The sequence below is a fragment of the Bacillus sp. JST-5 genome (assembly GCF_057747715.1).
On record NZ_JBYLHW010000087.1, the window covers coordinates 1 to 9,416 of the forward strand.

The following is a 9,416-nucleotide window of genomic DNA, read 5'->3' on the forward strand; positions in this document are numbered from 1 at the left end:
AGACCTCTTGGAGGGTGGAGTGACCACTGGCATAAAGAGAACAGCTATTCACGGAAGTTATAAAGACTTGCGTCAATTATCTTAATTGAACCGCCGTATACGGAACCGTATGTACGGTGGTGTGAGAGGACGGGAGTTAATCGCTCCCTCCTACTCGATTCATTCAAAGGAGAAATTATGGGCAAGCACCTATGAAATTGTTAGACATAGTATTAATTAGAGTACTTAAAGGAGGTTCCCTTTTATGTTTTACCATATTAAAGAGCTACAATATGAAGCTAAACCTTCTAAACCAGATCCAGTTTTTGCTAAAAAATTGCAGGAAGTTTTAGGTGGACAATTTGGAGAAATTACAGTCATGATGCAGTACTTGTTTCAAGGATTCAACTCTCGAGCTGATGCGAAATATCGCGATCTTTGCTTAGATATTGGAACAGAAGAAATAGGGCATGTGGAAATGTTGGCGACTTTAATTGCACGATTATTGGATCATGCACCAATAAAAGAACAAGAAAAGGCATATGCTAGCAATCCTGTATTAGCAGCAGTTATGGGCGGAATGAACCCGCAACATGTCATTGTCAGCGGATTAGGAGCGACTCCCTCAGATAGTGTGGGATATCCTTGGAATGCAAGATATATGGTATCAAGCGGAAACTTATTGGCTGATTTTCGTGCGAATTTAAATGCAGAATCACAAGGAAGACTGCAAGTAGTCCGACTATACGAAATAACTGATGATCCAGGTGTGAAGGATACATTATCTTTTTTAATTGCCCGGGATACCGCTCATCAAAATCAGTGGAGAGCAGCGATTGCTGAACTTGAACAGAGAGAGAAAGATATCGTTGTTCCTACTTCATTCCCACGTGAATTAGAAAAACAATCAGTAGCCTATGATTTTTATAATTTTTCAAGAGGAGAAGATAGTGCCAATGGTCGTTGGGCTCATGGACCAAGTATGGATGGTCGTTCAACGTTTCGATATGTCTCACAACCAGTTTTCTATGGTCCAAAACCATTTTTAATTCCAGCACCACTACCAGTCCACAATACAATACCTCCAATGATGTAAATGTTCAAAACCCTCCCGTTTGTCAGTAAATTTTCTTCCATCCTACTGAACGAAAAGTAGGATTTTTTTTACATAAAAGAAATCGTAGAGGAAAAAATAAACTGACGTAAACGAACGACAAGGAGGTTATTGATATGAGTCTTGAATGGTTTTCACGATTGGAAAATGCAATACGGATTGGTTTACCAGATCTATGCGAGGAGTTTGAAGATTTTGAAATCATTTTTGATACGAACACAACGGAAAAACATCCTAGCTTTGTCTTTTCTATACAAATGATTGATCATATAGAAGAATTTTGTATTATCCATTTTGATCCTATAAATCAAGAGTTTTATTCCTATCATTATCATGATGAAGCGGAACTTGAATCTAAAGTTTTATTTTATGAATTAGATGACATGCTTGATTTCATCCATGCTTCGTTTCATGAACATATTGGTGATATGGATGATGAATGGGAGAATGAAGATTACGAAGAATTTGATAATGATGAGAATGAGGATTATGAAGAAATTGAATATGAAGGCGATGTTGATGACGAAGAATCGATTGAATGGATAACAAATGACAAACATATTCATATAGAAGATCATACGCCAAATTATGAAGGAGAATTTACAATTCATTTAAAATTAGGGATTGACCAGGAAACAGGTGATGGTGTGTTATATAGAAACACCTATTTAACAGAAGGGGATGACTCAGAGGAAACGGAAGAAAAAGTATTTTTCTACTTCAAAGAAGAAGAAGCTCCATATTTGATTGATATGATCAATGAGTATATAAAAAAGATAAATTAATACATTCATATTAGGAAAAATATCATTCTCATTATTAAGACTTTTTCACTAAATTGAAACGTATGTTCGGAAAAGTGTGGAAATAGTTTGTCTGAATCTTGTATAATAAAAATACAGTAGGCGGAATCACTCAAGGGTGGGTCGGCACGCTCCCGTAGAAAGGGGGTGATGCCATTGACAGTTTTTGAAGCGTTAATGTTTTCTGTTGCCTTTGCGACGTTAATGATATCCATTCTGTCATTTAACCAAAAAAAATAATCCACCCTTGAGTTAGCGGCTCTGGTGGATTATTTTTTCCCCTACGGCCGACCCCCTTTTGAGGGACCGTCTATTGGATGACTGTGGTGTTGGCGCACCACAGTCTTTTTATTTATTTGATGATTCTACTATTATTATACGTAAATCCACAAGAAAATAAAAGGGAAAATACATAGTTTTTAAAGCGCTTCACTAAGTTCATACCAATAGTGGCATATTGTTCTTAATCCTTTATCGTAATTTTCTAAATGAAAATGTTCGTTAGGTGCATGGAAATTTTCATCCGGTAATCCGAATCCCATTAATACAACTGGTTTATTTAATATTTCGTCAAATGCAGCAACGATTGGAATGGAACCCCCACCACGAGTAAATGCGGTAGGAACTTGATAAACTTTTTCATACGAACGTGCTGCAGCCTGTATAGCCGGATGGTCGAAAGGAGTGATAAATGGCGCACCTTTATCAAAATGGCTAACCGTTATAGTAACTCCTTTTGGTTTATGCTTTTCAATATGACGTTCTAATAATTCTATGATTTCATCTGGATCTTGGTTTGGTACAAGACGACAAGTTATTTTTGCCGTTGCTTCTGAAGGAATCACTGTTTTAATACCTTCTCCTTGGAAACCACTGTACACTCCGTTAATTTCTAATGTAGGACGAACCCAAGTTCGTTCATTATATGTATAACCTTTTTCACCGAATAATTCTGGGACCCCTAATTCCTCACGAATTTTTTCTTCATCTGTATTCAAGGCTTCAAATGCTTTTCTTTCATCCTCAGTTAAATCTGCAACTTTATCGTAAAAGCCTTCTACTAATACTTTTCCGTCTTGATCATGGAAGGATGCTAATAATTCAATTAAGGCGTGAGCAGCATTTTGTACACCGCCACCGTATAGTCCTGAATGGAGGTCCGAATTTGCTCCTTTAACATCGATTTGAATTCCGCATAAACCACGTAAACCATAGCAAATGGCAGGCTTTCCTTTTTCAATCATTCCAGTATCGGATATTACGATGACATCGCAGGAAAGAAGGTCTTTATGTTTATTTACAAATTCAGGTAAATTAGGGCTACCGATTTCTTCTTCTCCCTCGATGATAAATTTAACATTGACAGGAAGTTTTCCTTCTGTATTCATAATCGCTTCAATAGCTTTTATATGCATAAATACTTGTCCTTTATCATCACTAGCTCCACGAGCATAAAGTTTTTCTTCACTGATAGAAGGTTCAAACGGGTTTGTTTCCCATAAATGAAGCGGATCAACTGGTTGAACATCATAATGACCGTATATAAGTACAGTTGGTTTTCCTTCAGCATGTAGCCAATCGCCATATACAACTGGATGTCCATTTGTTTCCATTACTTGTACATTTTCAAGGTTTGCATTTTTTAAAGAATTTGCCACCCATTCAGCGCAACTGCGGACATCCTGAGTATGTTCGGACAATGAACTTATACTTGGAATTCGCAGAAAATCAAATAATTCTTCTAAATGTTGACTTCTTTTTTCTGTTAAATATTGATCAAATGATTTGCTCATAACTTTCCCCCCTAATTGGTACTTATTCATATTTTACTTTACGATTGAACGAATTTCCAAGAATTATTTCAAATTACGAAATAATAATCTACATAAAATGGACCTGAAAAACTCAAATTACAAAAAGGAGGTATTCTATATGAAACAAAATAATAATCCTAATTCTGATTTGTTTCAAAATCGAATCATAGCAGAACCATCTAAGAGTCCAAGTATCGAAATTAAAACAAATTTAGATAGCAAAAACCTCATGGAAAACAACCCTTATTACGATGAAAAAGACATGAAGAACGAAAAAGAAAGAGAAAAGTTTGAAGATTTTTTTGATCGAGATTGATTTCCTTGCACACAATTTAGGAATGTACTGGTCGAAAAATTTAGCAATTTAATTTATTATACTAGCAATTTGAACGTTTGAATGGTAGTTCTTATTTTTTTTTGTTAATTATTAATGGATAACTTTCTAGAAAAAAGGAAGGATTGGCATGTGCCACTCCTTTTTCATTTGAGTATTTTTGCCAAATAATTAGCATTTTCCACCGTTATCATTCTGGACTGTTTTGGACCGATAATAATACAATAGAAGAAAAGATTGGGCTTAGGAGATAATGAAAAATATGAATAAGGAAACTAGTAAATCTATATAAAAATTCGGCGAATTACAATTAAAAAAATCACGGTTTCGTTTTATTGTAAAAAATGTTTGGAATTCTTAAATAATGGGTGAAATATATATCATTGATTTTCCCTACGAAGATGTGAATGTTAAAGTTTTTATAACGATGAAAATTCTTATCGGATGGTAGAAGTAAGGAGTGCTTACATTGAAAAAGAAATTACTTGAAATTTTTAAATATTTACATGAACATCCTGAAATTAGTTGGCAAGAAGTAAACACGACGAAATTTTTAGCAAATTGGTTTCAAAATGAAAACATTCCTTTTCATACATTCTCTGATTGTACAGGGGGATATGCGGAGATTGGTAAAGGAAACCCTGTGATCGCTGTTCGAGCGGATATGGACGCCTTATGGCAAGAAGTGGATGGAACGTTTCGAGCGAACCATTCATGTGGACATGACGCACATATGACGATTGTTTTAGGTAGTCTTTTGTTATTAAAAGAAGAAGGATTGAAGAACAAAGGAACCGTGCGATTTATTTTTCAACCGGCAGAAGAAAAAGGGACTGGAGCATTAGCATTCATCGAAAAGGGAATAGTTGACGATGTAGATTATTTATTCGGCATTCACTTAAGACCGAAAGAAGAATTGAAAAACGGGAGAGCTGCACCTGCTATTTATCACGGAGCTAGTCGATTTATATCCGGAAATATCATCGGAGAAGATGCACATGGAGCAAGACCGCATTTAACAGCTAACGCCATCGAAGTAGGAGCAGATCTTGTCCATTTCATGAAAGGAATCTATTTAAATCCTAATCTTTCATATTCTGCAAAATTAACAAATTTCCATGCAGGAGGAGAGAGTAAAAATATCATTCCTGGATCAGCTTCCTTTAGTATTGATGTGCGAGCAGAATCGAACGATGCCATGCATCAACTTTATGAACAAATTGTAAAGGTATTTAAGGCATTAGAAGTTAGATATGATGTAAAGATTACATACCAAATCGATGCAGATTTACCTGCAGCAGTTGTCTCCGATGAAGCAGCATCCTTGATGAAATCAGCTATCATTCAAACAATTGGAGAGCAACACTGTATGCCAGCCGTACAAACGACGGGTGGGGATGATTTTCATTATTACACGATAAAAAGACCAAATATTAAAGCGACCATGTTAGCTTTAGGTTGCGACTTACAACCCGGTCTTCACCATTCAAAAATGACATTTGATAAAGACGCTCTAATGACAGGGGCAATGATTTTAAAAAATGTGATTCAGACAACACTTAGTCAAGGAGAGATGAATGTTGACAGAAATAATCATTCAAACGATTGATACATTTGATGAAATAAAAAAAGTTAGAAAGTTGGAAGAAGAAATTTGGAATGGAACGCCATCGGTACCAGAGCACCAATATTTTACAGCAGTCAAAAATGGTGGATTGCTTCTTGGCGCTTATATAAACGAAGAATTAATCGGTTTTAGCTACGGTTTTCCAGGTGTAAAGAATAAAAACTTTTTTTTGTATTCCCATATGCTCGGAATAAAATCTAACTATAGGAAAAAAGGAATCGGTGAACAATTAAAATGGAGGCAGAGAGAAGAAGCTAAAAAATTAGGCTATTCATTCATTTGTTGGACATATGATCCTCTTCAAAGTGTAAACGCAAATATCAATATTCGAAAGCTTCATGGAATCGTAGGAACCTATTATACAAATTATTATGGTGAAATGAACGATGATTTAAATCGAGGATTGCCATCTGACCGATTCCTCGTTGAATGGCATATCGATTCTCCATATGTGGAAACAGAATCTTCTTATGTAGAATATGAGGATCGTTATAGCTTAATCAATTGGAATTTAGATCAACACGGCCACCCAAAGATTGAAGAGTTATATCCGATCACCAATCATGATTATTATTTTGTTCCAATACCATGTGATTTCCATTCTTTGAAAAGAAATAATTTACCTCTAGCTATCGAATGGAGAGAAAAAACACGTCAATTATTTATCGAATTATTAGAGAAAGAATATACAGCCGTCAATTTATTAAACGAACCGAATAACTCTGTCTGTTATTATTTGTTTTTGAAAAAACAATTATTAATTCTATAACAATTAATATGAGAGGAGATCCATGTATGATTGAATCAACTTCAATTTCTATTTCAAAAGTAATATTACATAAATTAAAAATGAAGCTAAAATCTCCTTTTGAAACAAGTTTTGGTAAATTTCAAGAAAAAGAATTTTTTGTTGTAGAAGTTGTTGATGAAATTGGAAGAACCGGTTGGGGAGAGTCTGTTGCTTTTAGTAGTCCATGGTATAGTGAAGAAACGGTAAAAACGAATGAACATATGATGGAAGACTTTTTAATTCCGTTATTATTAAAAGCTCCCATCTCACATCCAAATGAAGTTAGAGAGCGATTTTTAAAAATAAGGCGTAATCCAATGGCAAAGGCAGCGTTAGAAGGAGCGGTATGGGATTTATATGCACGTATCCAAAAAGTCCCACTATGGAAGGCATTAGGAGGAACGAAAAAAGAGATAGAAGTTGGTGTAAGTATTGGCATTCAACCTACAGTTACTGATCTTCTAAAGTTAATAGAATCTTATTTAGAAGAAGGTTACAAACGGATCAAAGTAAAAATTAAACCTGGAAATGATGTTGAAATGCTTCGAGAAATAAGAAAACACTTTCCGAATATATCTCTTATGGCAGATGCAAACTCTGCCTACGGATTGAAAGATATTGATCATTTGAAAAAACTTGATGAATTTCATTTAATGATGATTGAACAACCACTTGCCCATGATGATATTATTGATCATGCTCGTTTACAAAAAGAAATTGATACCCCTATTTGTTTAGATGAAAGCATTCATTCTTTAGAAGATGCTAAAAAAGCAGTGGAACTAGGAAGCTGTAAGATCATCAATATTAAAATAGGTAGGGTAGGAGGATTGTCAGAAGCTATTGATATTCATCATTATTGTAAAAGCAATGACATCCCAGTTTGGTGTGGTGGAATGCTTGAAGCGGGAATCGGTAGAGCCCATAATATTGCTTTAACAACTTTAGATCATTTTATTTTACCTGGGGATACATCAGGCTCTTCTCGCTATTGGGAAGAAGATATAATTGAACCTGAAGTAACGGTAAATAATGGATATATTTCAGTTCCTATGGATCCTGGAATTGGTTATAAAGTTAATCGTCAAACAATAGAAAAATATACAGTTGATAAAAAAGAGTTCTTTTAAACGAAAAACCTCGTGTTGTCATTAACATCACTCTTAAAAACAGACTGCGGTGATGTTTAATGACACATGGAGGTTTTTTCTTTATCTGAAGGTAAAAAATTAACCATTTTCTATTCTTTGAATAAAGTATATTGATTCCACAACGATGAGAGGATGAGGAGATATATGCCTAGATACGTTTGGGGTGTAGATTCCGCAGCTACGGTTACGGAAGACTTATATCAATGTGTCAGGCGAAATTTTGGTATGCCACGATTTTGGGGAAGATATTTAACAACCGTCCCTAATGCCTCTGAAGGATTAACAAAAGAAGAAATCTCATTTATACGGAATAAAGGAATTAAAGTTTTACCAATTTATAATGCTTTTCGAGAGGCAACAGGATATTCAAAAGGACGTGTCGCTGCCACAAATGCCGTATTTCATGCGCGAAGGCTTGGATTCCCTAAAGGAACGGTACTTTTTGCCAATGTCGAGAGGTTTTTTGCAGTTGATAAGGATTGGATCCAAGGTTGGGTAGAAGCTTTGTATCCTAGTGGCTATAAACCAGGTTTTTATCATGTTCCAACTGAAGGGAATTTTAACGTTGCGTTTTGTCAAGCAGCAAAAGAAAACGAGAAAGTTCGAATTCAATCCTTTTTATGGAGTGCAGAACCAAATGTAGGGGGAAGTCCGCCAAATGAAGCGCCACCTTATAAACCAGAAACTCCTAATTGCAAAGGTAATGTATGGCTATGGCAATATGGAAGGGATACTCAACAATGCCCAATCGACACAAATTTAGCTGATGAAAGAGTGCTGGCATCATTATGGTAAATAGCCCGAAAGCACGGGCTATTATTATTTAAATATAGTAATAATCTATTATAGGATACATAAGAATAAAAGAGAAGGTAGTTGGATGGTTAATGGATGAATATTGAGTGAACGGAAGAAGTAAAGGTGAAAAAATGGTATGAAAGTACCTTTAATCAAACCATAAAATAGGGAAATAGGCATATTCTTTACAAATAATGACGAAAAAAGTAGAATATTTATGGGAATTGTTTGTCAAAAAAATAGGAGGAACGTGATGAAAAAATATATTAATATACTAATCTCGCTACTGTTATTGATTTCTATGTTAGCCGCATGTAGCAATCAAGCATCAACGAAAGTAGAAAATGAATCAAGTGGACAAAAAGCTGAGATAAGTGTTAAAGCAGCTGTAAAAGAAAATGAAGGATTAAAAATTGGGGATACCGCAACGATTAAAGACATAACTGTTAAATTAAACCAAGTTCGAGTGATAAAAGAAGACTTTTTCGATGCTACTAATGGACATTTCATTGGTGTTTCGTTAGAAATAACCAATAATAGTAATAACCCTGTAGTTATTGAACCCTTGTTACAAACGGTGCTGAAAGTAAATGGAGAAAAACAAGATTTAGCATTAATTAATACATTAGGAAGCTTAGATAACAAAATTGAACCAAATGCAACTATTAGCGGGGAAGTCGCTTTTGATAGTAAAATTTTTGAGCAATATGAGTTTATCTTTAAAAATTCTAATTCAAAAAACCAAGCCATTTGGGTATTTAATGAAAAGGATTTGAAGGAAGAAGAATAGTTTTTCAAAACGCTTAGTCAGTGCTTTTTATGTACTGTTCTTAAGCGTTTTTTTATTACTTTAATTATTCATTTTAATATTGTGTTTATCGCTCAAACGTATTTCATTGTTTGTTCATAAACGTTCAAATTTAATTTTTTTGGTTCTCCGTCAAATGTTGGGGTGGTAAAGAAATCAGGCCACCCCTATCCTATATGTAGACCCATTCCTTTATAC

General features: G+C 34.9%; 9 protein-coding genes. 8 read left to right on the forward strand and 1 reads right to left on the reverse strand.

Annotation, left to right across the window (positions count from 1 at the left end; genetic code table 11):
• Positions 1-244 precede the first annotated feature (244 nt).
• Positions 245-1,075, forward strand: a complete 831-nt coding sequence (locus AC3ASS_RS12845; RefSeq protein WP_488283921.1) for a manganese catalase — start codon at positions 245-247, stop codon at positions 1,073-1,075.
• Between the two features lie 134 nt (positions 1,076-1,209).
• On the forward strand, positions 1,210-1,878 hold the full coding sequence (locus tag AC3ASS_RS12850) for a hypothetical protein (RefSeq protein ID WP_488283922.1): 669 nt from the start codon (positions 1,210-1,212) through the stop codon (positions 1,876-1,878).
• A 437-nt stretch (positions 1,879-2,315) separates the two neighbouring features.
• Here AC3ASS_RS12850 and AC3ASS_RS12855 read toward each other — a convergent pair whose 3' ends face one another.
• Positions 2,316-3,689 (reverse strand): dipeptidase, encoded by a 1,374-nt coding sequence (locus tag AC3ASS_RS12855; RefSeq protein ID WP_488283923.1) that lies wholly within the window; start codon positions 3,687-3,689, stop codon positions 2,316-2,318.
• Between the two features lie 139 nt (positions 3,690-3,828).
• Between AC3ASS_RS12855 and AC3ASS_RS12860 the strand changes: the two genes are divergently transcribed.
• The 6 genes from AC3ASS_RS12860 (at position 3,829) to AC3ASS_RS12885 (ending at position 9,200) form a co-directional block, all read left to right on the forward strand.
• Positions 3,829-4,026, forward strand: coding sequence for a hypothetical protein (locus tag AC3ASS_RS12860; RefSeq protein ID WP_488283924.1), 198 nt, complete (start codon positions 3,829-3,831; stop codon positions 4,024-4,026).
• A gap of 478 nt (positions 4,027-4,504) precedes the next feature.
• Entirely contained in the window at positions 4,505-5,653 is a 1,149-nt protein-coding gene (locus AC3ASS_RS12865) for a M20 peptidase aminoacylase family protein (protein ID WP_488283925.1), read from the forward strand.
• Positions 5,625-6,440, forward strand: coding sequence for a GNAT family N-acetyltransferase (locus tag AC3ASS_RS12870; protein ID WP_488283926.1), 816 nt, complete (start codon positions 5,625-5,627; stop codon positions 6,438-6,440). Before AC3ASS_RS12865 ends, AC3ASS_RS12870 begins: the two co-directional genes overlap by 29 nt.
• A gap of 26 nt (positions 6,441-6,466) precedes the next feature.
• Complete coding sequence (gene menC / locus AC3ASS_RS12875) at positions 6,467-7,591, forward strand: o-succinylbenzoate synthase (protein WP_488283927.1); 1,125 nt, start codon at positions 6,467-6,469, stop codon at positions 7,589-7,591.
• 165 nt (positions 7,592-7,756) lie between these two features.
• Positions 7,757-8,407, forward strand: coding sequence for a glycoside hydrolase domain-containing protein (locus AC3ASS_RS12880; protein WP_488283928.1), 651 nt, complete (start codon positions 7,757-7,759; stop codon positions 8,405-8,407).
• Between the two features lie 256 nt (positions 8,408-8,663).
• Positions 8,664-9,200, forward strand: a complete 537-nt coding sequence (locus AC3ASS_RS12885) for a DUF4352 domain-containing protein (protein ID WP_488283929.1) — start codon at positions 8,664-8,666, stop codon at positions 9,198-9,200.
• The last annotated feature ends 216 nt before the right edge of the window (positions 9,201-9,416 follow it).

What these genes read in the sequence shown, in the direction of transcription:
- AC3ASS_RS12880 (WP_488283928.1), top strand. Translation starts at nt 7,757, where the DNA reads ATGCCTAGATACGTTTGGGGTGTAGATTCCGCAGCTACGGTTACGGAA.
- AC3ASS_RS12845 (WP_488283921.1), top strand. Translation starts at nt 245, where the DNA reads ATGTTTTACCATATTAAAGAGCTACAATATGAAGCTAAACCTTCTAAA.
- AC3ASS_RS12850 (WP_488283922.1), top strand. Translation starts at nt 1,210, where the DNA reads ATGAGTCTTGAATGGTTTTCACGATTGGAAAATGCAATACGGATTGGT.
- AC3ASS_RS12860 (WP_488283924.1), top strand. Translation starts at nt 3,829, where the DNA reads ATGAAACAAAATAATAATCCTAATTCTGATTTGTTTCAAAATCGAATC.
- menC (WP_488283927.1), top strand. Translation starts at nt 6,467, where the DNA reads ATGATTGAATCAACTTCAATTTCTATTTCAAAAGTAATATTACATAAA.
- AC3ASS_RS12855 (WP_488283923.1), bottom strand. Translation starts at nt 3,689, where the DNA reads ATGAGCAAATCATTTGATCAATATTTAACAGAAAAAAGAAGTCAACAT.
- AC3ASS_RS12885 (WP_488283929.1), top strand. Translation starts at nt 8,664, where the DNA reads ATGAAAAAATATATTAATATACTAATCTCGCTACTGTTATTGATTTCT.